This window comes from Dysgonomonas mossii DSM 22836, assembly GCF_000213575.1.
GTDB classification, from domain to species: domain Bacteria; phylum Bacteroidota; class Bacteroidia; order Bacteroidales; family Dysgonomonadaceae; genus Dysgonomonas; species Dysgonomonas mossii.
Window position 1 is genome coordinate 545,464 of record NZ_GL892006.1, and the last position, 23,498, is coordinate 568,961.

Here is a 23,498-nt window from a genome sequence, read left to right on the forward strand (position 1 = left end):
TTTTAATAAATTCTAACTTCGGGTTCAAGCTCGATACCAAATTTATCGTTCACTGCCCCCTGCACTTCTTTCATAAACCTGACGATGTCGTTTCCATCTGTTGTGCCATAATTGACTATAATAAGCGGCTGGTTGGGATATGTTCCTACGTCGCCTATTCTTTTTCCTTTATATCCTACTTTATCGATAAGAAATGCGGCTGATGTTTTTACCAACCCATCTTTATACGGAAAAACAGGCAGAGTCGGATATTCTACTAAAATCTTATCCGCAGACTCTTTTGTAATATACGGATTTTTAAAGAAACTTCCGGCATTTGGCAGTACCCTTTCATCCGGTAGCTTTCTTTGACGAACACGTATAACAGCATTGCGTACATCCTCAACTGTAGGTTCTTCTATCTCTTCTAGTTCTTTATTCAGATCGGCATACTTGGGAGTGTAAACGAAAGAACGTTTCAGGTGAATAACAACAGATACGATCAAATATTTATTTGTCCTTTTGAAGATACTGTCACGATATCCGAACTCACATTCCGCGTTCGAAAACGAAACAATCTTCCCTGTTTCCATATCTATTGCAACAACTTCACGTATCACATCTTTTACTTCAGCCCCATAAGCGCCTATGTTTTGTATAGGTGCAGCACCTACCGTACCGGGAATCAGCGAAAGATTTTCGAGCCCTACGAAACCACGTTCCACACAATAAGCGACGAGTTCATCCCAGTTTTCGGAAGCGTTGACTTCCAGAAATACATCATCGTCTTCGTCATCATCGTCTGATATTTCACGAAGCCCTTTGATATGGGGATAAATCACCAGTCCATCAAAGTCTTTGGTAAAAAACAGGTTGCAACCGCCACCTATTATCAGCTTTTTTTCGTCCGGGTAATCAGATAAACATTTGCGAAGCTCTTCGATTGTAGTGGGCTTGCAAAAAATCTTTGCTTGAGCTTCTGTTTTTAATGAATTGTAATCTTTTAATTGGGTTTGCCTATAATAGTCCATTTCAGGAATTATTGATTCTACATAAATCCGGTATCAACGCTTTCGCTTCAACCAGAAAATTAATATACCCAGTGCGACAACAATTCCAAGAACAATGAGAACTGTCTGCCAATGGGTCATGATGAATTTGATGATAAATATTAAAGCTATGACGGCAAGAATAATGCCTACTATTTGCAAAACTCTGCGGATTGTCTGCTTTCTTTTTGCGGCTTTTTCTTCTTCGCTTATATCGAGAGAGTCATCCTCTTCGCTTTCACTACTTTCTTCTATATCAACATGCTCTTCCGCTTTCACATCTTCAAATGGAACGTAACCTTTTACAACATCCTCCGAAATAGATTCGATCTCCTCAAAATCTACATCTTCAGTCTGAACCAAGGCTTCTTCCTCCCCCTCGTATATTTCCATCGGAATATCATCAGGATTGATATAGCTGTCTTCGGTTTCATCCAACAGTGATTGATCTTCTACACCAGTCGGCTCAACAATCTGAGGCGTAACCTTAGCGGCTTGCGCCCTTTCGGTATCAGCAAGACGGATAATTGTATCTACACGAGATGAAGCCACCTTTGTATCAAAGTCCCCATCCTCAACCATAGATATCAGTTCATCTTCTATAGCCGGATACTTGATCATAAAAGACTTCAATGCATTCGCAAAATCACGAAAGCGTTGTATTTTTTCTATTTTTGCCTTTACTTCTTCCCCACTTCCTGAGGACAAGTCAAGCACTTTATCTGCCAATATAGATTTTAAGCGCTCCATAAATAATTAATCAGAAATATATTTATCTGTTTCCGTACATTTGCTCGTAATACTTCATATAGTCGCCCGAAGTAACTTCTTCAACCCATGCCTGATTGTCGAGATACCAGTATATTGTTTTCACAATACCTTTATCGAAGGTCGTCTCGGGCAACCATCCCAATTCGTTCGATATTTTAGCAGGGTCGATAGCATAACGTTGGTCATGCCCCTGACGGTCTTTCACAAAAGAGATAAGATTGTCGTTGATCCAGCTTATATCGATGCTTCCATCGGCGGCGATTTCTTTTTTCTTCAATACGTCACGATACTTAGGTTCTTTCTCCATTATATCGTGTATTGTTTTTATTACCAGTTTAACGATCTCAATATTTTTTCGCTCGTTATGTCCTCCTATATTGTACACTTCGCCTAAACGTCCTTTGTGCAAAACAATGTCGATAGCCTTACAGTGGTCGTCCACGTATAGCCAATCTCGCACATTGCTGCCATCGCCATACACCGGAAGTTGTTGTCCTGCCAAAATATTGCGTATAATGAGCGGAATAAGCTTTTCAGGGAAATGGAATGGTCCGTAATTATTCGAACAACGGGTTATATTAATCGGCATCTTATAGGTTTCGCCATAAGCTTTTACAATCAGGTCGCCACCTGTTTTTGCTGCACTATAAGGAGAACGGGGATCTAAAGGAGTTTCTTCTGTAAAGTAACCTTCTTCGCCCAACGATCCGTATACTTCATCTGTAGATACCTGCAAGAATTTCACGCCTTCGCGCCAAATCGGATAATTATTTTCATCTTTGCCTACAGTCCAAAATTTTCTCGCTGTATCCAATAAATTCTGAGTACCAAGAATATTCACCTGCAAAAACAACTGAGGATTCTCGATACTTCTATCAACATGACTCTCTGCCGCAAAGTTGACAACATAGTCTATCTGATGATCCGAAAAAACTTTCTCCGTAATATTTTTATCACAGATATCTCCCTTTACGAATGTCACGCGGGAGTCCTTCAACTCCTCTGCAAGGGTTCCAAGATTTCCGGCGTATGTAAGTGCATCAAATATAACGAGTTTTGCTTCAGAATGTGTCGCCAACATGCGTTTCACAAAATTCGAGCCTATAAATCCGGCTCCGCCTGTGATTAAGTATGTCATTGTTTTATATTGTTATTTATTATTCATCACAAAAATAAGAAAAAAACAATATTAAAAACATTCGCAAGGGTATTATATGAGGTAAATTTATTTATCTCAATCCTTCCATTTTGAAAAAATGCCACGTTTGTGTTGTATTTTTTAACAAATAGACATTTTTTTCATATATTTGTGGCATCCATAAATCAAAACCCGTTTTTTATAATGAAGGCAGAATTAGTATTACAAGACTTAAAACGCAGATTTCCGAACGAACCTGAGTACCATCAGGCTGTTCAGGAAGTATTAGAATCCATTGAGGAAATTTACAATCAACACCCTGAATTTGAGAAGGCAAACTTAATAGAAAGACTATGCATCCCTGATCGTATCTTTTCTTTCCGTGTAACATGGGTTGACGACAAAGGCAATACGCATACCAACATGGGATATCGCATACAACATTGCAATGCCATAGGCCCATACAAAGGTGGTTTACGCTTACATGCTTCTGTAAATCCGTCTATATTGAAGTTCCTTGCTTTTGAGCAAACGTTCAAAAACTCGCTTACAACCCTACCTATGGGAGGAGCAAAGGGAGGTTCGGACTTTAGTCCTAAAGGGAAATCTACCGCAGAAATCATGCGTTTCTGTCAGGCTTTTATGCTCGAACTGTGGCGCAACATTGGTCCCGACACAGACGTTCCGGCAGGAGACATCGGCGTAGGTGGCCGCGAAGTAGGATATTTCTTCGGAATGTACCGCAAGTTGGCTCGTGAATTTACAGGAACATTCACAGGTAAAGGGCTTACATTCGGTGGTTCGCTCATCCGCCCCGAAGCTACAGGTTACGGAAATGTATATTTCCTACTCGAAATGCTGAAAACAAAAAACATTGACATAAAAGGCAAAAAATGCCTTGTTTCAGGTTCAGGAAATGTAGCGCAGTATACTTGCGAAAAATTGATAGAGTTGGGAGCAATACCTGTTACATTATCTGACTCTAACGGGTACATCTACGATCCTGAAGGAATCACAATCGAGAAGCTGGAGTATGTAAAAGAGTTGAAAGAGCTTTACAGAGGCCGCATCAGCGAGTATGCAGAAACATACGGTTGCAAATACGTTCCGAGTGCACGTCCTTGGGGAGAAAAAGGCGATATCGCACTACCATCGGCAACACAGAATGAAATAAACGGAGAGGATGCTAAGAAACTTGTTGCAAATGGCGTTATTGCAGTATCGGAAGGAGCAAACATGCCGTCTACACCTGAAGCTATAGAAGTATTCCAACAAGCGAAACTACTCTATGCACCGGGAAAAGCAGCCAATGCCGGAGGAGTTTCTGTATCGGGACTGGAAATGACACAAAACTCGGAGCGCATAAGCTGGTCTGCTGAAGAAGTTGATAAGAAGCTGAAATGGATTATGCAAAACATCCACGAAAATTGTGTGAAATACGGCACAGAAAAAGACGGATATGTAAACTATGTAAAAGGTGCTAACATAGCCGGATTTATGAAAGTTGCCAAAGCCGTAATGGCTCAAGGCATCGTATAAAGCCGTTTTATAAATAAAAGAGGCTGAGTAATTACTTTTACTCAGCCTTTTCTTTTCGCTGAAATCCATAAAAATTAATTTATATCTTTGCAATACTTCAACAATAAAACATCTGCCAAACATGAATAAAAAGTATATACTTTTCGGACTTATTATTATTTGCAGTATCACTTTTATGAGTTGTTCTCAAAAAGATGAAAAGCAAATAACGAAAAAGGAAGCCGCCTTATCTGTAATCTATAACAGAAAAAGTGTACGCAGTTTTATCAAAGACAGACCTGTTTCGGAAGAAGATATTCAGTCACTCATAAAGGCCGGCATGTCTGCACCTTCGGGAAAAGATACGCGTCCGTGGGAATTTGTGATTATAAATGACAGGGCTATATTGGATAAAATGGCAGAAGAACTGCCTACAGCCAAGATGTTATCTCAAGCGCCAATGGCAATTGTTGTTTGTGGAGATACTATCCGTTCTTCGTACTGGTATCTCGATTGTTCGGCTGCAACAGAAAACATTCTTCTGGCTGCCGAAGCGATGGAGCTGGGGGGCGTGTGGACTGCCGCTTACCCATATCGGGACAGAATGGCAACAGTGATAAAGCATACGAATATGCCCGCACAAATTTTACCTTTGGTTGTAATACCAATAGGCTACCCAATGGGAAACCATTCGGTAAAAGATAAGTATGACGAAAAGAAAATACACATGAATAAGTGGTAGTTTTATAAATCTACCTGAAATAATCCGTATTTTTGTAATGAACAAATACCATCGATATGAATGATTGGAAAGACCGTCTGAATGTTGTGTATTCCACAAATCCGGACTTCAAATATGATACAGACAAAGAAGAGGAGCAAGACACCCTCCCGAAAGAAAAACAGCAATTACGCATCCAGCTCGATAAGCGCAACCGCAAAGGAAAAGCGGTGACTCTGATCACAGGATTTGTAGGAACAATCGAAGATCTCGAAGAGTTGGGTAAATTCTTAAAGGTAAAATGTGGTGTTGGCGGATCGGCAAAAGACCACGAGATAATTGTACAGGGAGATCTCCGTAACAAAGTATTAGAACTACTCCAAAAAGAAGGGTATGTCAAATCACGCATCATTTGATGATGAAATAAACTTATACGTATATAAAGCCTCTGCCGGCTCGGGAAAAACACACCGACTGACAGAGAAGTATCTTAATTTGCTCTTCTCATCTCCCTTTGCATATAGGCATATACTCGCAGTAACCTTTACCAATAAGGCTACAGACGAGATGAAAAGCCGTATAATAGAAGAGTTGGCAAATATCGCCACAGGGCAAGAATCGGATCATATAAGTTTTCTCTCGAAAGAATATAAATACAACGAAGAACAGGTAAGAAAAGAAGGTCGGGATATATTGGTACGTATCCTGCACGACTATTCTTCTTTTTCGGTAAGCACTATCGACAAGTTTTTCCAACAAACAATGCGGGCTTTTACCCGTGAAATAGGTTTAGGAGGCGGATACAATGTAGAACTCGATACCAACAAAGTATTGGGCGAAGCTATCGACTCCATGCTGTACGATCTGGAACGGACAGATAATAAACTATTGTTGGATTGGTTGATTCGTTTTTCGGAAGAAAAAGTAGAAAACGGAGAAACCTGGAATATCCGCAACGATATACAATCCCTATCGTCCGAAATATTTAAAGAAAGCTACAAAGCATATAGTAATCAGGTGCAAACAGACATCAACAACAAGCAACTGATGACCGACTATAAAGATATGCTGTTTACCATTATCAGGGATTTTGAAAAAGCATCGCAGCAGATCGGAGAAAAAGCATTGAACATAATGTCTCGCTTCGGGCTCAAAGGTGAAGATTTTAAAGGAGGAACCCGCTCTCCGTTTCTTAATTTCTTGAAATGGGCTAACGGAACGATTGCCGAACCAACGGATACGTTCCGCACGTTAGCCGATAATCTTAGCGGATGGTACACCAAAACAACAGGCTCAGCAACACGAGATAAAATAGAAAATGTATATCCCGAACTCAACATCTGTGTGTGCGAAATTATAAACCACTATGACAACTCACTTATCTATCAGACAGCATACGAAATAAACCGTTACTTCTTCACATTAGGGATACTGGGAGACGTAGATAAAAAAATTCGGGAATATAGTACCGAGAATAATATCATGCTAATTTCGGATACGACCGAACTGCTAAACCGTATCATAGAGGGCAATGAATCTCCGTTTATATACGAAAAGGTCGGTCAACGAATCAACAATTACATGATCGACGAGTTTCAAGACACATCGGGCATGCAGTGGCAAAACTTTCTCCCATTGGTAAAGGATAGTCTCGCTAGCGGCAACAAAAACTACATAGTAGGCGATGTAAAGCAAAGTATTTATCGTTGGAGAAACTCAGATTGGAAACTTCTGGATGAACAACTCGATATAGATTTCCGAACCGAAGGCATAGAACATGATACGCTGGACACCAATTGGCGGAGTTCCTGCAATGTTATTAATTTCAACAATGCAGTATTTTCTATTGGTTCGGCGTTGTTGCAAGATACATTCAATAAATCGTTGCAAGATCTTGATAATGCAAAACTCAAGCCATTCCTCACACGAATAACAAAAGCTTATGACGAGCTGTATCAGGAGATACCCGAAAGCCATAAAAACAACGAAGGGCGAGTAAGAGTAGAATTTATTGATACAGACGAATATATATGGCAGAATTATGTATTGGATCAATTACCTATAGAGATAGAGCAATTGCAAGAAAGAGGTTACAGCCTCAAAGATATTGCTATACTGGTACGTACCAAAAAAGAGGGAGCAGATGTAGCAAATTGCCTGTTGGAATATAAAAAGCTGCACCCGGACTCAAAATATCGTTATGACATTATATCGGATGAAGCGCTGTTTGTAAGCAACTCAAAGAGCATCAAACTTATAATTGCCCTACTAAAGCATTTGCACAATCCTTTGGATAAATCACTGAAGGCATTGGCTGTTTTCGAATATTTCAAATACAGCAAGCAAATGAATGCCGAAGAGGCGCTGCTCAAATACTTCTCGGCAAAAGACGATCTGCCTCAACAGATAGAGGACAGGCTGAGCCATATACGAGAACTACCATTGTATGAAATGACAGAAGAGATCTTCAATTTGTTTCGTGAGGCAATGGAAAACGATGAGCAAGTATATATACAATCGTTTCTGGACATGGTGCTCGACTTCACTGTTCGTAATTCTTCCGATCTGGATGCATTTCTCAGATGGTGGGACGAGACAGGTACAAATAAGACTATTTTTACCCCGGATGGTCAAGATGCAATACGGATTATGACAATACACAAGTCGAAAGGGCTGGGTTTTAATGTTGTACTAATTCCGTTCTGCAACTGGGAAATAGATCATAAGCTAACAACGATACTGTGGTGTCACCCACAAACAGAACCGTTCAACAGACTACACCTCGTTCCTGTAAAATATTCACAAAAGCTAAAAAACACCATTTTTGCTTACGAATATTTCGATGAGCGGCTTCATGCCTTCATCGACAATATCAATGTATTGTACGTGGCATTTACTCGTGCAAAAAATGAACTGATAGCTTATGCCCCCAAGCCGAAAAAAGAAGAGGTGAACAATATATCGTCTTTGTTATGGTCTACAATAAACAGCGGCTCTTTAGGTGATGGCAAACAAGCTTACACAGACTTATCTCAACACATAGATGAAGAAACTGCGACTTTTGAAATAGGTGAAAATTATGTACCAATCAAAAAAGTTACGCACAGATCGGTAGAAGAAATCAGTGTAGATAGCTTATCTAGTATTCCTTATGACGAAAGAGTGAAACTATTGTTGAAAAACAAGTACTTTTTCACCGATACCGGACAGCGAGACTACGGTACTCTGATGCACGAAATTGTGAGTAAGGTAAAAACAATTGACGACGTACAGAAAGCTGTAGAAGAATATCACATTGTGGGAGAAGTGACTACAAGTGATAAGAACAAGATAACAGGACTATTAGAAGAATACCTTTCCAATCCTCTGGTTGCCCCGTGGTATAGCGGTGAATACAAGGTATTGAATGAGATACAGATATTACAGCCCAAAGGCAAGTTTGTTCGTCCCGACCGTGTGATGATAAAGGGCAAGGAGGTTATTGTAATTGACTATAAATTCGGAGAAAAGGAAGACAAGAAATATATCCGCCAGGTGAAATATTATGCCGATCAGATCCGTAAAATGGGCTACACCGACATAAAAGGATATATTTGTTATATCACGTTAGGTAAAATTGTAGAAATATAATTTGTGGAGAATCCTTTACAAGAGCCGACTTCAGGCAGTACCGACATTCCAATTAACTAATTATTTAACTATTTTACTATTTTTAATACAGTGTAAATAAACTATTTACGCATATCCCACGTTTATATTATGTGTTTTTCATAGTATTAGATTTTAAGGTTAACAATAAAGATTGGTTGTCGTGATGACAACCTTTTCTTTTTTATATAACCTTTAATACAATAAACGATTAAATAATATCAACGATTGGTATCCGGACTGCTTTATTCAATCGACCATTACAACTCTTACCGACCTTATTTTATCCATTTAGGGAAAAGAGTAGCGAGAGAGGAAGCATATAAGGCAAATATCGAAAAGATATCATATCTGACAAGTTTAATCAGAGGGTCTCAAAGACAGATAATCCCTGTATTCTCAGATATTGTTTAGCCACGAGTGCAGCCCGAACATAATTTCCCGGAGCCAAAATCATCAAACCAAAGCCAAGGCATAATCCGATCAAGCCTGCGACTGCCTATTTAAGGAGCTTCAAGTTTTTCTTATAACAATTGCAAATCAGGTACATTGAACAGATCAGCAATACATAAGCCAATGTATTTAGTATATCATTGAAGGGTGTGCCTATCCACAGAAGAAATTGGGCTATGAAGTGAACAACTGAACGCCCACCCCAATTGACATAATGGGCATACTAAGATTAGAGTATATCTTTAAAACTCGCTATCTTTTCATTCCTGGAGGGGAAACCATAATCGACCAGTACCTCTTTAAATGAGTACGCCCAATCGTCGGCTTGCAGAGGGAATAAATAGTTAAAGAAATAGATAGTAGCACCAATACAAAAAAGTACAACTACAAATAGAAATCTTTGTAGTTGCAATTTTTTTGTATTTAGTTTATCTATCATACATAAATTTTATTTCTCTCTGATAATGATGCTGATCGGAGTACCCGACAAATCCCAATTATCACGAATACGGTTTTCGAGAAAACGTTTGTATGGATCTTTTATCCATTGAGGAAGGTTGCAAAAGAACACAAACGTAGGAACATGTGTATTGGGTAACTGCGTAATATATTTTATCTTGATATATTTTCCTTTATTCGCAGGAGGCGGAGTGCGCTCTATGATAGGGAGCAATATCTCATTCAGCTTATGTGTAGGAATCTTAGTTTTTCTACGGCCATACACTTCTTTGGCTGTTTCTAAAACTTTCAGAATACGTTGTTTGGTCATAGCCGAAGCAAAGATGATCGGAAAATCGGTGAAAGGAGCTAAACGTTCCCGAATTGCATTTTCGAAAGTCTTTATTACAATTAGTTCCTTATTCTCTACCAAGTCCCATTTGTTTACACAAACAACAAGTCCTTTACGGTTTTTCTGTATGAGAGAAAATATATTCATATCCTGACTCTCTATCCCTTGGGTAGCATCAATCATCAGGACACAAACGTCTGAATTTTCAATCGCTTTTATAGAACGAATCACCGAGTAGTATTCTAAATCTTCGGTAACCTTTCCTTTCTTACGGATACCCGCAGTATCTACAAGATAAAAGTCCAGATTAAACTTATCGAAACGTGTATAGATCGAATCACGTGTTGTGCCTGCTATATTGGTTACAATATTACGCTCCTCATCCATCAAGGCATTTACCAAAGATGACTTCCCTGCATTAGGTCGACCAACGATAGCAATACGTGGTATATCTTCGAGATGTTCTTCTTCACTTTTTTTGGTAAACTTGGTTATTATCACATCCAAAAGATCACCTGTTCCCGAACCGTTGATCGCCGAAATATTAATAGGATCACCTAAGCCGAGAGCATAGAACTCTGCCGACTGAGCGTGCAAATTAAAGTTATCTGCTTTATTGGAGACAAGGAGAATTGGTTTCTTTGAACGGCGAAGCATGTTTGCAACACTCGAATCCAAATCTGTAAGCCCGTTCATTACATCTACCATAAACAGAATTACATCAGCTTCTTCTATAGCAATGGCTACTTGCTTATTTATTTCATTTTCAAAAACATCCTCAGAATTCACAACCCATCCGCCTGTATCCACAAGCGAAAAATCCTGACCACCCCACTCTACTTTTCCGTATTGGCGGTCACGGGTCGTACCCGAAGTTTCATCGACTATAGCCTGGCGACTTTCTGTCAATCGATTAAACAGGGTTGACTTACCCACGTTGGGGCGTCCAACTATAGCTACTAAATTTCCCATATTTGTATATTGTACTCTAAATTTTGTGCAAAGGTACGTATTTTTATTGAAAACACTTTCAACGAAAAAGGCTTGCGTGTGCAAGCCTTTCATATTTTTATAACTTATATCCTATTGAAAGTGTGATACTCGTGTAATCCACATAATCGTATCGCCTACAGGCAGGCTGGTTTTGTGGGCACTTTTAAGAGCATCATCCAACGTGAACGTTTCTGTCGGTATGCCCTCAAATAGAAAAATATTCTTATCTGTACTCTTATATCCTACATAATGCTGTCTTATCCTCAGATTTTTTTTATTACCACTACCATAATATTGCTCTATGCCTCCTGTAGTAATATACAACAAAGTATCATTAAGGAAGCGATACTGGCTGCGTTCTTTGACTACATCACCTTGGTTTACATAAACAAAATCATCATCGAACAAGATATATGTATCAGTAGGGTATTGTTCATAGAGACGAGTAAAGACGGTTGCGGGATCAAATTTCTTTGTAAGAACTGTATCAGAACCCGATACTGTGCCTTTATAGATACTAAAGTCTGTAATAGACGAACTAATGTATCGTATATTATCCGTCTTATTTTCGTTGCTGCATGCTATCAACAAAATTGCAGATAAGACAAAAAGTATATATCGTTTTTTAGAAAAAATCATCTTACGGTCAAGTTAGATTTACGAATCATTTGAACTGATAAATTGCATTACACCACACAAGGGTATCCTTCGGGTCGGTCATCTCGCTCAGTGAAGAAAGCCCTCTCATTTCGAGCGTTTTCTCCAAGCTTACAGCCTGATTAAACGAACGTATAGTATCATTACCTCTTTCGTTACGATAACGTACCAAAGCTTTAATCCTATATAAGTTATCAGCATTACCAAGAGCCACAAATACTTTATGCCAAGTATTGTTTACAGTATCAAGTTTATTTATAAATAGAGAATCTTTTTCATAAACATAGCTGGATACTATTTTTTTAAGCCCTAAAGAATCAATATAGGTCAATTTATCATTGTCAAATTGAATCCTTATATTATCATATAAATCATATTTATACGAACCTTTAAAGAAATAATTTGCCAAGTCAGTTCTTCTCAATTCATTAAATTGCACTTGCTTTCCCCCAGTAGCCGAACCCGCATACACGGCGAGGCTAGACAAGTCTACATTTGTTACCTGTAGTACACCATCCACTTCTTCCTCACTCGAACAACTGACAAAAAAAAGCGCGCAAAATACGATATATAATATATTTCTCATTATCTAGCTTGTTTTTCAAAAACGTAAAGATAATCAAAACAGTTTTATTCCTGCCACAAAATAGTTATCACCTGAATCGACAGTCTCTATCGGTTCTAGTTTTATATAACGGGCCTTCTCTGATTTCGTTGCAAACAAAGTAACATCTTGTTTCACCGGATTGTTAGCTATATTATTAAAAATAGCGTTCTTCTTCACTTGTGTCCAGCTTTTACCATCTAAACTGATATAAAAATTATATCTGAGAATATTTGATGATTGTACTTTATTGAAAGGAATATAAGTAAAACCTTTGATTAACTCAGCTTCTCCTAAGTCGATCACCAATGGAGTTTTTTTCTTTACTTCGAGGAAAGTATTATCATCAGTATCAGTAATTTTTGACAAATCAGCAACAGGCGATACTAATTTCCATTTAGATGTAGAAAGGCTCTTATTATTTTCTTTATTTACTCCTTCTGTTGCCGAGAATGATTCAGGAGCATTATATAAACTTACTTTGCTTATTAGCGGACAAGCAAGAGCAGTAAGGCTTATTTTCAGTTTTTGAGTAGAGATCGTAGGGAAACGCAAAATGCGTTTGTAGCCTATTGTTGTAGCCTCCGTCAAGTCTTTCCAAACTCCGTTATCCCAATATTTCACACTAAACGATGCTACTCTTTGCCCCAATGGAATATATTCTTGTAAAGCCAAACGGTTGAAAGTCTTCACTTGTTTCAAATCAATTTCAATAGACGGATTTAATTCGCTATCGTCTGTAGCCCAATACGTATTATAGTTATCGTCAAGCAGGTTTGCAACAGAATATTGGACAGCGTTGTCTCTCACATTGCTTGCTTTTATTTCAGCACCTTCAATCAAATCTTTACCAAATGACTCTTCTCTTGCTTTACGAAACTCCATCAAACGAATAGAGTCGTTGGCATGAATACGCCCTGTGCGATCGGGAGGAACATTCAGCAACAAGTTAGAGTTACGTCCGACTGAAGTATAATATATATCCATCAGTTTATCTACCGACTTTACCTTATCGTCTGTAGACGGACTATAAAACCATCCCGGACGAATAGAAACATCCGTTTCGGCAGGAACCCATGCCTCGCCACCTTGCACTCCTGTATTCAAAATATCTACAGACGGTGCACCGCGTCCCGGTTCATAGCCCTTGATATTGAGTGTAGACCAGTTAGTCTTACCCGCAACACCCTGCTCATTACCCATCCAGCGACAGCCGGGACCTACATCACTGAATATTACAGCTTGAGGTTGATTTCTATATACTGTATTGTGAAATAAATTCCAATCATAGACTTGTTTTTTGCCATCTTTTCCTTCTCCGTTTGCGCCATCAAACCATTGCTCGAACACTTCTCCGTATCCTGATAGCACTTCGTTTAATGTATTTGCAAAAACCTGATTATATTCAGGAGTTCCATAAGCAGGGTGATTCTGATCCCAAGGGGACAAGTATACTCCAAACTTTAAACCATATTCGCGGCAAGCTTCAGAAAGCTCTTTCAACAGGTCACCTTTTCCATCTTTCCAAAGGCTTTCTCTTACTGTATGCGTACTATATTTACTTGGCCACAAGCAAAAACCATCGTGGTGCTTTGCCGTGATAATAATACCTTTCATACCTGCAGCCTTGGCTGTAGCTGCCCATTGACGACAGTCCACATTGGTAGGATTAAACACTTTCGGATCTTCCTTTCCATTTCCCCATTCTACATCGGTAAAAGTATTAGGTCCAAAATGGGTGAACATATAGTATTCCATTTGTTGCCAGTCAACCTGATCTTGCGTTGGTATCGCTCCATAAGCCTTTAGTGGTTGATTCTGGGAATTAGCAGTTTGATATAAAAATAAAAAAAGGAAAAAGGTTAAACTTAATTTGAATTTCATGTTATCTCAGTTTATTAGAACTATAAAAATAAGATTGGTTATTCTTTTGCTTGAACGAAACAAAAGGACTAAATATTATGAGCAGGCTAATTTTATCTACCGAGCGCTTCTATATTTGCAGCCTGCAACTGTTTAGGGAAAGTACAACTTTCATCTATTATATAAACCCACTTCGGATTTTTTATTATCTTCTTCGAATTTGAGCTACCAAACGTACGATCACCATCTTCTACAGGATCAAAATATTCGGAAAAGTCCACTTGTTCGTTTTCTTTACACGAAATAATAAATATACGATTCGTCATAATGAAGTAACCATAAGTCTTTTCTCCCGGCTCATACATTTTGTTCCATTCATTATCAAGTGCTGTAATATCCAGTTTCAATACGCCTTTGTCTTTCGAAAACAAAATTTTGGTTACCGGCCAAAGATATCCGTTTTTTCTGCGAAAAATGAAGTTGCTGATATCGGAAGCTAAGTGTCCTATCTTATCATTCTTCAACGAGTAACATGATAAAGTCAGTTTATTTACATCACCGTCAGAATGAGAAATGGCGAATATCTCGGATAAAAAACAGATACAGAAAATTGTTAAGATTGCAGCTTTTTTCATAACAGTACTAATATTTCAGCATCACAAAAATACACTATTTTTTCTCTTTTTTGTGCTTAATATTATAAATGCTATAAATAGTTAATCTTTTTTATCAGATCAGACTAATAATTTATTTTTGTATAAAGTTATAAAATAGTTAAAGGCATGAATAATATTGTCCAGATATTGAAACGAATCGGCCTTTTTTTATTTGGAGTTTTGTTAGTGATTTGGGGCTATAAGGTAAATGCCGCCAACGCTGAAGAAAAAGCCAAAGAGGAAAAAGAAAAGAATACAAAAGAAGTTGAACAGCCCATCGTCTTACCTCCTGCTGACGAACCCAAAATCGAAGAGCAGCCCGTAAAAGAAGAGGTAAAGAGTTTAACTGCTCCGGCTAAAGTATCGTCTGAAAAGAAAAAAACAGAAGATGTCAAGCCGAAAGCTTCCGCCACACCCCAGACAAAAAAATCAGCAACAGCTGTAGAAAGTAAAAAAGAAAAGGAAATTCAGACGGAAGAAGAAAAGGTAGAGGAAGTCAAGCAAACCGTTATAGAAAAAGCAACACCCGAAGAGTCGTCAGGAACAGAGTAACCCTGTAAATGGAATTATTATACAAAGCCCAGACCCGATTCTTATTCCATTCGCATATAAAAATCAAGCTATCTGCTTTTTACGAAGAAAGTATATTTGATGAATTATTTGCGGTTCTCGAACATGTGGATAAGAAATACAATTCGTATCAAGCAGGTTCTTATTTCGACATAATAAATAAGAACAGCGGTAGCTTTGTAGATGTTGATGAGGAAACTGTAAATATATTAAATCAGGCAATTACAATCTCCGATTTCTTTAATGGGACTTATGATATTACAGTCATGCCACTTATTAGACTCTGGGGATTCTACAAAGATGAGCAACGGCAAATACCCTCAATCAAAGAAATAGAAGATATAAAGAAACTGGTTGATTATAGAAGGATAGAGATAGACGGAAAAAAAGTCAGGATAGAAAAAGGACAGGAAATCATTACAGGCTCGTTCATTAAAGCCTATGCTGTAGATTGTCTGGCTGAAAGAATGCTAAAACTGGGAATAAATGATGCGATAATCAATGCCGGAGGAAGTACGATAATGGCAATAAATAACGAATCGCACCCACAATGGCAGGTCATGGTGAGACATCCCCAAACAGAAGAAGTCTTATTTAAGTTAAACATTGCAAATCAGACATATTCGACGTCATCGCAGGCTAAAACTTTTGTAAATATAGATGGTAAAGAATATGGACATATACTAAATCCTATTACGGGTTTCCCGTCGGCAAACAAGCAGGTGGGAATTGTCAGCGACAATTGTATGATCGGCGATATGATCTCTACGGCGCTGTTTAACGAATCGGCGGAAGGGTTCTTAAAAAAGATTGATCTACTATCGGAACATTACAACATACAAGGTTTTATGCTCGATAGTGATAATAATATTATATACACTCAAGATTTCAGATAGTTATTTCAAATTAATATAACAAAAGCTATGATAATGCACATACTTTCGATGAAAGGGAAAACCAAGAAGAAGAGTATTCAGGCTATTGAAGACGCTCCATTTCTATACATTCCCCTCGCTGAATATTTAGGCTGTGCTCCTACTCCTGTTGTCAATGTTGGCGATAAGGTAAAGAAATATCAATTGATAGGAGAAGCAAAGGATAAGTTTGCGACCAAAGTACATGCGCCTGTATCGGGTGTGATTTTGGAAACAAAAGACTATCCTTTTGCAGATGGCTCTTCTGTAAAAACCATCGTTATACAGAACGACTATGAGAACGAAGAAGTAACCGGCATTTCGTACAAAGATTACAACCAATGTAGCCCCGAAGAGTTGATAGAGCGAATTAAGGATACAGGCATAGTAGGACAAGGTGGAGCTCAATTTCCGACAGCTATAAAATATAGTGTTGGGGAGCATAAGATCCATACCTTTATTGTAAACGGTGCAGAGTGCGAACCTTACCTTACATCAGATTATTCGCTGATGGCAGAGCGTACCGAAGAGCTATTTAAAGGAATTGATATCATAAAAAAGATACTCAATGCCGACAATGTTATCATTGGTATAGAGCATCAGAATAGAGAACTTCTAAAAGCATTTGCTCCATATCTGCAACAGAAAGAACATAAGGGCTACAAAGCAATATTATTGCCGGATCAGTACCCTCAAGGTGGCGAGCTGCAATTGATAAAGTCTGCCACAGGCATTGAACTACCAAGATCGAAGCGACCAGCCGAAGCGGGAATAATAGTGAGTAATATCGGCACTATCTATTCTGTTTATCAGGCCGTAGTAAATCACAAACCTGTTATCAGCCGGATAATAACAATCTCGGTTGAGCGATCTACCAATTATGGCAATTACGAGGTGAAAATAGGAACGCCGATAAGACATATCACAAAGTCGCTAGGGATAGAAACTTCGGGTAACACCATCGTACAGGGAGGCCCAATGATGGGAAAGGCAATACAAGACCTGTCGATACCCGTAACCAAAGGAGCATCGGGAATACTATTTCTAAAGAAAGAAGAAGTAAAACGGAGTAATTGTATTTCGTGTGGTTATTGCGTCGATGTATGTCCCATGCGGCTGATGCCAATGAAGTTTGAAGAAAATTACAGAAAGAAGAAATACTTCAATCTTGAAAAATACAACATCAGCAGTTGTATCGAATGTGCAGCATGTGAGTATATCTGCCCAAGCAATGTACCGCTTATAGAAAGCATAAAAGAAGGAAAAGTAAAACTTAAAGAACTAGCAAATGCAATCAGATAAAACAATATTTGCACCCTTTGTCAGAAAAAGTGACAGTACCAGCCGTGTAATGGCAGATGTTATTTTAGCATTGCTTCCATGTATAGCCATGTCGTATCTGGCATTCGGGTTTGTACCTGTCATGGTAATCTTGGTGGCAGTAGGAAGCGCGCTATTAACAGAATTCCTGTTCTCTATTATCTTTTCCAAAAACACGGAATCTCTTTCTGATGGGTCAGCCATTATTTCGGGAATTCTACTTGCATTCACGATAGCGCCTTTCACCCCTCTCTATGTTGTTGCATTTGGGGGAAGCATGGCCGTTCTGTTCGGAAAACTACTCTGGGGTGGCTTAGGACGCAATATATTCAATCCTGCGCTCATCGGACGAGAGTTTATGACTGTATTCTTTCCCGCTGTGATGGCTTCACGTACTATTTGGTACGACAAGACAGCAGTAAATATAAGTGAGCTCAATATTTTCAACGATAGTTTTATAAACCAACTATTTTATAAAGCATCGGGAGCAATAGGCGAATATTCGATATTCTTTTTGGTACTAGGAGGTTTGTTCTTGTTGATTAGGCAAAGAATCTCATGGCATATACCATTTGCCTTATTAGCGGCTTTCACTGTATTGCTTCTTACCGTGTCTAATCTGACCGAATATACAATACAATTCTCTCTGGGAGGCTTATTGCTGGGTACTATATTTATGGCAACAGACATGCCCACAAGTGCAAGTACCAACTATGGTAAGTTATATTATGGAGCAATGATAGGTCTAACAGCAATACTCTGCATCATCAATGATGTGAAGTATGAATACATGTCTTACTCAATACTATTGTTGAATGCCTTCGTTGTACCTATCAACTGGGTATTTCGCCCGAATGTATGGGGACAAAAATTAGACATCCTTACCCGCTTGTGGCAAGGTCTGTCACTTACGGCATGTATACTAATGGCGACATTCGCTGTTATCTATCTGCATCATACAGGGTTGATAATGTATCTTGTATTTATTTATATTGCTTATTGCATCATAAGGTTCATAGCGAAGGGAATAAAAGCCGAATAGCGGAGGAAAATATAAATACAAAAAAAGAGCAGACCGTCAGATCTGCTCTTTTCTATTTCTTATATCTTATCTAATTATAAGTTCAGTCCCATAATTACAGAAGGAAAAATTCCAAGTAATAAATTCAAAGATATAGCGATTACAGCTACAGCTTTATATTCGAAAGGAACTCTTAGAGGCTCTTCCGTTTCGCTTTCTTTGGTAATCATTATATTTGCTACTCCCAGATAATAGAACACTGCTATAATCGAATTTATAATACCGAATATAACAAGAACTAAGTGTCCTGATTGTAACATCTGATCAAACACAAAGAACTTAGCAAAGAAACCTGCAAAAACAGGAATTCCACTTAATGACAACAATGCACAAATAAAGATTGCGGTCAACACCGGCTGACGTTTTACCAAGCCAAAGAAGTTTGTCATATCCTCATTGTCTTTTCCCCGGCAAACACCAAGTATTACAGCAAATGCAGCAATCCCCGCCAAGCTATATGCTGCGGCATAATACAATACGGTATTTGCTGATGTACCTATTGCAAGCAAGGTCATCATCATAAATCCGGCGTGCGATATACCCGAATAGGCCATCATACGCTTTATGTTTTTCTGCTTCATTGCAGTTACGTTTCCGACTGTCATTGTCAGTATAGACAATACAATCAGTACAATCTGATATACAGGTGTTACCGCAACAGACAATATTGTTATTACCTTAAACAATGCTCCTATTGCAGCCACCTTCACCAAGGTGCTCATGAGAGCAGTAGAAAGTGTAGGTGAGCCTTCGTAAACATCAGGCGCCCAAAAGTGGAACGGTACGATAGATGCTTTAAACATCAAACCGACAGTCAACATCACAAAGCCAAGACTAAACCATATAGGTAAAGATCCTCCCTGAGCAGTAGATGCAATAGCAACTGTAGCTATATCGAATGAACCAAATGCACCATATATGAGAGCAATACCGAACAGAATAAAGCTGGATGCAAATGCACCCATGATGAAATACTTCATACCGGCTTCGTTACTTCGCAAGTTCTTCGGATCGCTGGCTGCCAAGACATAAGCGGCAATAGACAATACCTCGAGCCCCACGAAAAACATAATGAAGTTTCCGAAAGAGACCATAGCCACAGCTCCGGCCACAAGAAAGACCTTGAGGGCTACATAGTCGGCAATCTTATCTATTCTGTCTTGATAAAACTTGGGACTCATCACAAGAATCAGTACAGCAAGAATAATAAACAGGATAGAGAATCCTTGCGAAAATCCTGTTGATACCAACATATTGTACTTATCCGTACCAAGGAAAGATTGTCCTAAGTAAAACTCGGTAACAGTCAACCCCAATACAGCAATCAGTCCGATAAGTGTAACTGGTATAAGGATTTTTCTCAAATTGAATATCTCTAATAAAAGGCAGATTATACCTAATGCTGAGATGGCTATCAATGTACTCATTATATATCTGGCTATTTTTATCTGTTAATATACATTACTATCTCTGTCAGGCTTGTAGACACCAAGTCTGTAACCGGCTTCACATACACCCCGAAAAATATAAGTACTCCTATTATTAAGGCGAAAACTACCGTTTCGGTCTTCGATAAATCCCTAAACGGATTCACTGACGGTTCTCCTAACATCACCTGCTGATACATTCTCAACATGAACAGAGCGCCAAGGAACAATGCTGTTCCTATTGTAAGGGCGTACCAAAGATTTACTTGATACAATCCGAACATTATTGTAAACTCTCCGATAAAGTTAAACGTAAGCGGTATACCGATAGAAGAAAGGATGCTTATAAAGAACGCCACCGCAAACTTTGGAGCATGTTCTTTAATACCACCCATCTTACTTATAGTCAATGTATGCATACGTGTTTGGATTACATCTGCGGAATAGAACATACCCACAATACCAAAACCATGAGCCAGGATAAGTATTACAGCTCCTTCGAGGCCATCGTATGTCAACGCATAAGAGCCAGCCGCAATAAATCCTACGTGAGACAATGATGCATACGCTAAGAATCTTTTCAAGTCATCTTGACGCAGCGCCATTATAGCTCCGTATACAACTCCAATGATACACAGAATCACAATTACTGTTCTAAACTCGTTTGAAGCGTAAGGAGTTATCGGCAACTGCCAACGAATAACGCTATATGCTCCCATCTTAGACATGATACCCGCCAGTAACATAGTACCTATTGCCGGTGCTTTCTGATACACATTTGCCTGCCATGTATGGAAAGGGAAAATCGGTATCTTAATCGCATAAGCAAGGAAGAATGCCAAGAATATCCAGATTTGTTCTGTTTGGCTCAGACTCGCATTATAGAATGCTTCGAGCTGAAAGCTTCCCGTTTTTGTATACATGTATATAATAGCGGCAAGCATAAACAATGATCCGGCAAATGTAAAGAGGAAGAATGTCATCGCCGCCTTACGTCTTTTGACGATCTCGCCGTTACCCCACAGTACGATGATGAAATAGATGGGGATAAGAGACATTTCCCAAAACACATAATACAAAAGGGCGTTACTGCTTAAGAATGCACCTACCATAGCAAAAACCATAAACATGACTAAGCTATACAGCATCTTTTCATTCTTAAATTCGCGCGATTGCGTACCCAGTATAATTATAGGCAGCAGTATCGTCGTCATTAATATCATAGCCATCGACAAGCCGTCGGCCTTTAACGAAAACGAGATATTAGGCTTACTAATCCAGTCTATGCTGAAATTTGCTCCTGCTGCTCCGTATTTAAGACATAATGCTACCGAAAAAATAGCTGCGGCAACACCAAACAGCATAGCTACTTTAGAGGCAAATCTATTTCCTGATAAATAAGTAAGAATTGCACCTACCAATAATATGATTAATATAATAGTGATATTCATGTTTCTTTTTTAATTTTTATACAAGAAATAAACAGATGATTAGTGCACTGAATCCCAATACAAAGAAAAACAGATAAAAACCAAGACTTCCATTCTGTAGTCTTCGCGCCGGAACTGTCAACAACTCGACCAAGCCTCCGAAGCTTTTCAGTATATTTTTTAATGCTTTCTCTACTACACGTTCAAAGAAGCCGGCTAAAGCATAAAGAGGTTTTACAAACAATGCATTGTATATTTCATCAATGTAATATTTGTTGTAAGACACTTTAGCAAGTCCCGAAATCTCATCATCCTCAGCAGGAACTTCAGATTTCTTTATATATTTAAAGTATGCCAGCGCAATACCAACGATAGCGATTATAGTAGAAATTACCATTGTCAACACCATCTGGTCTACAGGAGCATGCTCGCCTGTTATACCCGGTAATATTGGCTCTAGGTAAGCGTTCAACCAGCTAAGTCCTCCGAAAGGAATACTGATAAGCCCTCCGAAAAATGCTAAGAAAGCCAGCACGATAAGCGGCAGAGTCATACTACTTGGCGATTCGTGCAAATGATGTTTCTGTTCTTCTGTACCTCTAAACTCTTTGAAGAATGTAAGATATAGCAAACGGAACATATAGAATGCAGTAAGCAAAGATGCTAATGCTGCTAAAATCCATAAGAAGATATTATGCTCGAAAGCAGTCAGCATGATTTCATCTTTGGAGAAGAAACCTGCCAAAGGCGGAATACCTGCAATTGATAACGTAGAGATCAAGAACGTATAATACGTCGTCTTCATCTTATTCTTAAGGCCTCCCATCTTGCGCATATCCTGTTCGCCTCCCATAGCATGGATAACTGAACCTGAACCAAGGAATAAGCAAGCCTTAAAGAATGCATGTGTGATCACATGGAATACTGCCACGTGATAAGCACCCAGCCCAAGAGCCAAGAACATAAGCCCGAGCTGCGATACGGTAGAGTATGCAAGTACTTTCTTTATATCATTTTGTGTAAGAGCTATCGTTGCAGCAAATAATGCTGTTACAGCACCTACAATAGCAATCAAAGTCTGAATATCGGGAGTGAGATCGAAAACAAAGTTCAATCGAGTCACCATAAATATACCCGCTGTAACCATCGTTGCAGCATGTATCAGTGCCGATACAGGAGTAGGACCTGCCATCGCATCGGGCAACCAAGTATATAACGGGATCTGTGCACTTTTACCTGTAGCTCCGATAAACAATGCCAATGTAGCAACGCCCAATAATGGGTCGGGACTGGTAACAAGATCTTTTAACGAAACGTAGTCCACCGTTTTGAACATATATCCCAGTGTAAAGATACCGATAAGGAAGCCTAAGTCTCCGATACGGTTCATCACAAAGGCTTTCTTTGCCGCATCGTTGTTCTTGTGATTTCTCGACCAAAAACCAATAAGCAGATAAGAACACAAACCTACACCTTCCCAGCCGATAAACATAACGAGAAGGTTACTTCCCGAAACAAGTATCGTCATAAAGAAGATAAATAGATTCAGATATGAAAAATAACGGTCTATATTTTCATCATCGTGCATATACCCCATCGAGTAGATATGTATCAGCGTACCTATACCTGTCACAAACAGTAACCATACTAGAGACAGTTGGTCGAGCGTGAAAGACAGATCGGTGGTAAACTCGCCTAAGGCAATCCATTGAAACAGGTTGACATTGAAAACCTGACCTGTAGAAAGATTCTGGATGAAAAGGTAAAGAGATATTACAAAACTTAAAGCTACTGCTACGGTAGCAATAATTCCCGGTAATGTACGCCCCGTTAGTTTTTTACCAACCAGCAAATTAATTGAGAAACCGATAAACGGACTAAGCAAGAGTATTAATACTAATATTGTTTCCATCCAA

At 38.9% G+C, this 23,498-nt stretch carries 20 protein-coding genes and 1 pseudogene; 8 read left to right on the forward strand and 13 right to left on the reverse strand.

What is annotated here, in order from left to right:
- Positions 1-2 precede the first annotated feature (2 nt).
- From murB to rfbB, 3 genes are read right to left on the reverse strand one after another with little or no spacing between them, the layout of a single operon-like run.
- On the reverse strand, positions 3-1,010 hold the full coding sequence (murB, locus tag HMPREF9456_RS09190; RefSeq protein WP_006843235.1) for a UDP-N-acetylmuramate dehydrogenase: 1,008 nt from the start codon (positions 1,008-1,010) through the stop codon (positions 3-5).
- Between the two features lie 33 nt (positions 1,011-1,043).
- Positions 1,044-1,778, reverse strand: coding sequence for a hypothetical protein (locus tag HMPREF9456_RS09195; RefSeq protein ID WP_006843236.1), 735 nt, complete (start codon positions 1,776-1,778; stop codon positions 1,044-1,046).
- A gap of 22 nt (positions 1,779-1,800) precedes the next feature.
- Complete coding sequence (gene rfbB / locus HMPREF9456_RS09200; RefSeq protein WP_006843237.1) at positions 1,801-2,937, reverse strand: dTDP-glucose 4,6-dehydratase; 1,137 nt, start codon at positions 2,935-2,937, stop codon at positions 1,801-1,803.
- Positions 2,938-3,141: 204 nt separating this feature from the next.
- Here rfbB and HMPREF9456_RS09205 point away from each other — a divergent pair, with 204 nt between their 5' ends.
- The 4 genes from HMPREF9456_RS09205 (at position 3,142) to HMPREF9456_RS09220 (ending at position 8,806) form a co-directional block, all read left to right on the forward strand.
- A complete protein-coding gene (locus HMPREF9456_RS09205) occupies positions 3,142-4,476 on the forward strand; it encodes an NADP-specific glutamate dehydrogenase (RefSeq protein WP_006843238.1) in 1,335 nt (444 codons plus the stop codon).
- A 121-nt stretch (positions 4,477-4,597) separates the two neighbouring features.
- Positions 4,598-5,197, forward strand: coding sequence for a nitroreductase family protein (locus HMPREF9456_RS09210; RefSeq protein ID WP_006843239.1), 600 nt, complete (start codon positions 4,598-4,600; stop codon positions 5,195-5,197).
- Positions 5,198-5,247: 50 nt separating this feature from the next.
- A complete protein-coding gene (locus tag HMPREF9456_RS09215; RefSeq protein WP_185091203.1) occupies positions 5,248-5,592 on the forward strand; it encodes a translation initiation factor in 345 nt (114 codons plus the stop codon).
- On the forward strand, positions 5,570-8,806 hold the full coding sequence (locus HMPREF9456_RS09220) for a UvrD-helicase domain-containing protein (protein WP_006843241.1): 3,237 nt from the start codon (positions 5,570-5,572) through the stop codon (positions 8,804-8,806). The genes HMPREF9456_RS09215 and HMPREF9456_RS09220 overlap by 23 nt, the downstream gene beginning before the upstream one ends.
- 382 nt (positions 8,807-9,188) lie before the next feature.
- Here HMPREF9456_RS09220 and HMPREF9456_RS17670 read toward each other — a convergent pair whose 3' ends face one another.
- From HMPREF9456_RS17670 to HMPREF9456_RS09250, 7 genes and pseudogenes are all read right to left on the reverse strand, one after another.
- Positions 9,189-9,311 (reverse strand): hypothetical protein, encoded by a 123-nt coding sequence (locus HMPREF9456_RS17670; RefSeq protein ID WP_221405441.1) that lies wholly within the window; start codon positions 9,309-9,311, stop codon positions 9,189-9,191.
- 12 nt (positions 9,312-9,323) lie between these two features.
- Positions 9,324-9,716, reverse strand: a pseudogene (locus HMPREF9456_RS17565) (DUF6056 family protein).
- A gap of 9 nt (positions 9,717-9,725) precedes the next feature.
- Positions 9,726-11,039 carry a ribosome biogenesis GTPase Der gene (gene der / locus HMPREF9456_RS09230; protein ID WP_018074897.1) on the reverse strand — a complete coding sequence of 438 codons (1,314 nt, stop codon included), beginning with the start codon at positions 11,037-11,039 and terminating at the stop codon, positions 9,726-9,728.
- A 111-nt stretch (positions 11,040-11,150) separates the two neighbouring features.
- Entirely contained in the window at positions 11,151-11,699 is a 549-nt protein-coding gene (locus tag HMPREF9456_RS09235) for a hypothetical protein (protein WP_006843244.1), read from the reverse strand.
- 25 nt (positions 11,700-11,724) lie between these two features.
- The gene (locus HMPREF9456_RS09240; RefSeq protein ID WP_006843245.1) at positions 11,725-12,303 is read right to left on the reverse strand and encodes a hypothetical protein; all 579 of its coding nucleotides are present in this window, start codon (positions 12,301-12,303) and stop codon (positions 11,725-11,727) included.
- Between the two features lie 33 nt (positions 12,304-12,336).
- Positions 12,337-14,205, reverse strand: coding sequence for an alpha-L-fucosidase (locus HMPREF9456_RS09245; protein WP_006843246.1), 1,869 nt, complete (start codon positions 14,203-14,205; stop codon positions 12,337-12,339).
- Positions 14,206-14,297: 92 nt separating this feature from the next.
- Positions 14,298-14,819: a hypothetical protein gene (locus HMPREF9456_RS09250; RefSeq protein WP_006843247.1), complete on the reverse strand. Its 522-nt coding sequence runs from the start codon at positions 14,817-14,819 to the stop codon at positions 14,298-14,300.
- Between the two features lie 147 nt (positions 14,820-14,966).
- On the opposite strand from HMPREF9456_RS09250, the gene HMPREF9456_RS09255 reads away from it, so the two are divergent.
- From HMPREF9456_RS09255 to HMPREF9456_RS09270, 4 genes are read left to right on the forward strand one after another with little or no spacing between them, the layout of a single operon-like run.
- Entirely contained in the window at positions 14,967-15,392 is a 426-nt protein-coding gene (locus tag HMPREF9456_RS09255) for a hypothetical protein (RefSeq protein ID WP_006843248.1), read from the forward strand.
- An 8-nt stretch (positions 15,393-15,400) separates the two neighbouring features.
- Positions 15,401-16,306 carry an FAD:protein FMN transferase gene (locus tag HMPREF9456_RS09260; RefSeq protein WP_006843249.1) on the forward strand — a complete coding sequence of 302 codons (906 nt, stop codon included), beginning with the start codon at positions 15,401-15,403 and terminating at the stop codon, positions 16,304-16,306.
- Positions 16,307-16,333: 27 nt separating this feature from the next.
- Complete coding sequence (gene rsxC / locus HMPREF9456_RS09265; RefSeq protein WP_006843250.1) at positions 16,334-17,626, forward strand: electron transport complex subunit RsxC; 1,293 nt, start codon at positions 16,334-16,336, stop codon at positions 17,624-17,626.
- Positions 17,613-18,686, forward strand: a complete 1,074-nt coding sequence (locus tag HMPREF9456_RS09270) for an RnfABCDGE type electron transport complex subunit D (RefSeq protein ID WP_006843251.1) — start codon at positions 17,613-17,615, stop codon at positions 18,684-18,686. The genes rsxC and HMPREF9456_RS09270 overlap by 14 nt, the downstream gene beginning before the upstream one ends.
- A 74-nt stretch (positions 18,687-18,760) precedes the next feature.
- Here the strand turns inward: HMPREF9456_RS09270 and HMPREF9456_RS09275 are convergent, their stop codons facing one another.
- Genes HMPREF9456_RS09275 through nuoL form a run of 3 tightly spaced genes read right to left on the reverse strand, consistent with a single transcriptional unit; the run spans position 18,761 to position 23,494 of the window.
- Positions 18,761-20,152, reverse strand: coding sequence for an NADH-quinone oxidoreductase subunit N (locus tag HMPREF9456_RS09275; protein WP_006843252.1), 1,392 nt, complete (start codon positions 20,150-20,152; stop codon positions 18,761-18,763).
- A 17-nt stretch (positions 20,153-20,169) separates the two neighbouring features.
- Complete coding sequence (locus HMPREF9456_RS09280) at positions 20,170-21,603, reverse strand: complex I subunit 4 family protein (protein WP_006843253.1); 1,434 nt, start codon at positions 21,601-21,603, stop codon at positions 20,170-20,172.
- A gap of 16 nt (positions 21,604-21,619) precedes the next feature.
- Complete coding sequence (nuoL, locus tag HMPREF9456_RS09285; RefSeq protein WP_006843254.1) at positions 21,620-23,494, reverse strand: NADH-quinone oxidoreductase subunit L; 1,875 nt, start codon at positions 23,492-23,494, stop codon at positions 21,620-21,622.
- Positions 23,495-23,498: the final 4 nt, after the last annotated feature.

What these genes read in the sequence shown, in the direction of transcription:
- murB (WP_006843235.1), bottom strand. Translation starts at nt 1,010, where the DNA reads ATGGACTATTATAGGCAAACCCAATTAAAAGATTACAATTCATTAAAA.
- HMPREF9456_RS09195 (WP_006843236.1), bottom strand. Translation starts at nt 1,778, where the DNA reads ATGGAGCGCTTAAAATCTATATTGGCAGATAAAGTGCTTGACTTGTCC.
- rfbB (WP_006843237.1), bottom strand. Translation starts at nt 2,937, where the DNA reads ATGACATACTTAATCACAGGCGGAGCCGGATTTATAGGCTCGAATTTT.
- HMPREF9456_RS09205 (WP_006843238.1), top strand. Translation starts at nt 3,142, where the DNA reads ATGAAGGCAGAATTAGTATTACAAGACTTAAAACGCAGATTTCCGAAC.
- HMPREF9456_RS09210 (WP_006843239.1), top strand. Translation starts at nt 4,598, where the DNA reads ATGAATAAAAAGTATATACTTTTCGGACTTATTATTATTTGCAGTATC.
- HMPREF9456_RS09220 (WP_006843241.1), top strand. Translation starts at nt 5,570, where the DNA reads ATGTCAAATCACGCATCATTTGATGATGAAATAAACTTATACGTATAT.
- der (WP_018074897.1), bottom strand. Translation starts at nt 11,039, where the DNA reads ATGGGAAATTTAGTAGCTATAGTTGGACGCCCCAACGTGGGTAAGTCA.
- HMPREF9456_RS09235 (WP_006843244.1), bottom strand. Translation starts at nt 11,699, where the DNA reads ATGATTTTTTCTAAAAAACGATATATACTTTTTGTCTTATCTGCAATT.
- HMPREF9456_RS09240 (WP_006843245.1), bottom strand. Translation starts at nt 12,303, where the DNA reads ATGAGAAATATATTATATATCGTATTTTGCGCGCTTTTTTTTGTCAGT.
- HMPREF9456_RS09245 (WP_006843246.1), bottom strand. Translation starts at nt 14,205, where the DNA reads ATGAAATTCAAATTAAGTTTAACCTTTTTCCTTTTTTTATTTTTATAT.
- HMPREF9456_RS09250 (WP_006843247.1), bottom strand. Translation starts at nt 14,819, where the DNA reads ATGAAAAAAGCTGCAATCTTAACAATTTTCTGTATCTGTTTTTTATCC.
- HMPREF9456_RS09255 (WP_006843248.1), top strand. Translation starts at nt 14,967, where the DNA reads ATGAATAATATTGTCCAGATATTGAAACGAATCGGCCTTTTTTTATTT.
- HMPREF9456_RS09260 (WP_006843249.1), top strand. Translation starts at nt 15,401, where the DNA reads ATGGAATTATTATACAAAGCCCAGACCCGATTCTTATTCCATTCGCAT.
- rsxC (WP_006843250.1), top strand. Translation starts at nt 16,334, where the DNA reads ATGATAATGCACATACTTTCGATGAAAGGGAAAACCAAGAAGAAGAGT.
- HMPREF9456_RS09270 (WP_006843251.1), top strand. Translation starts at nt 17,613, where the DNA reads ATGCAATCAGATAAAACAATATTTGCACCCTTTGTCAGAAAAAGTGAC.
- HMPREF9456_RS09275 (WP_006843252.1), bottom strand. Translation starts at nt 20,152, where the DNA reads ATGAGTACATTGATAGCCATCTCAGCATTAGGTATAATCTGCCTTTTA.
- HMPREF9456_RS09280 (WP_006843253.1), bottom strand. Translation starts at nt 21,603, where the DNA reads ATGAATATCACTATTATATTAATCATATTATTGGTAGGTGCAATTCTT.
- nuoL (WP_006843254.1), bottom strand. Translation starts at nt 23,494, where the DNA reads ATGGAAACAATATTAGTATTAATACTCTTGCTTAGTCCGTTTATCGGT.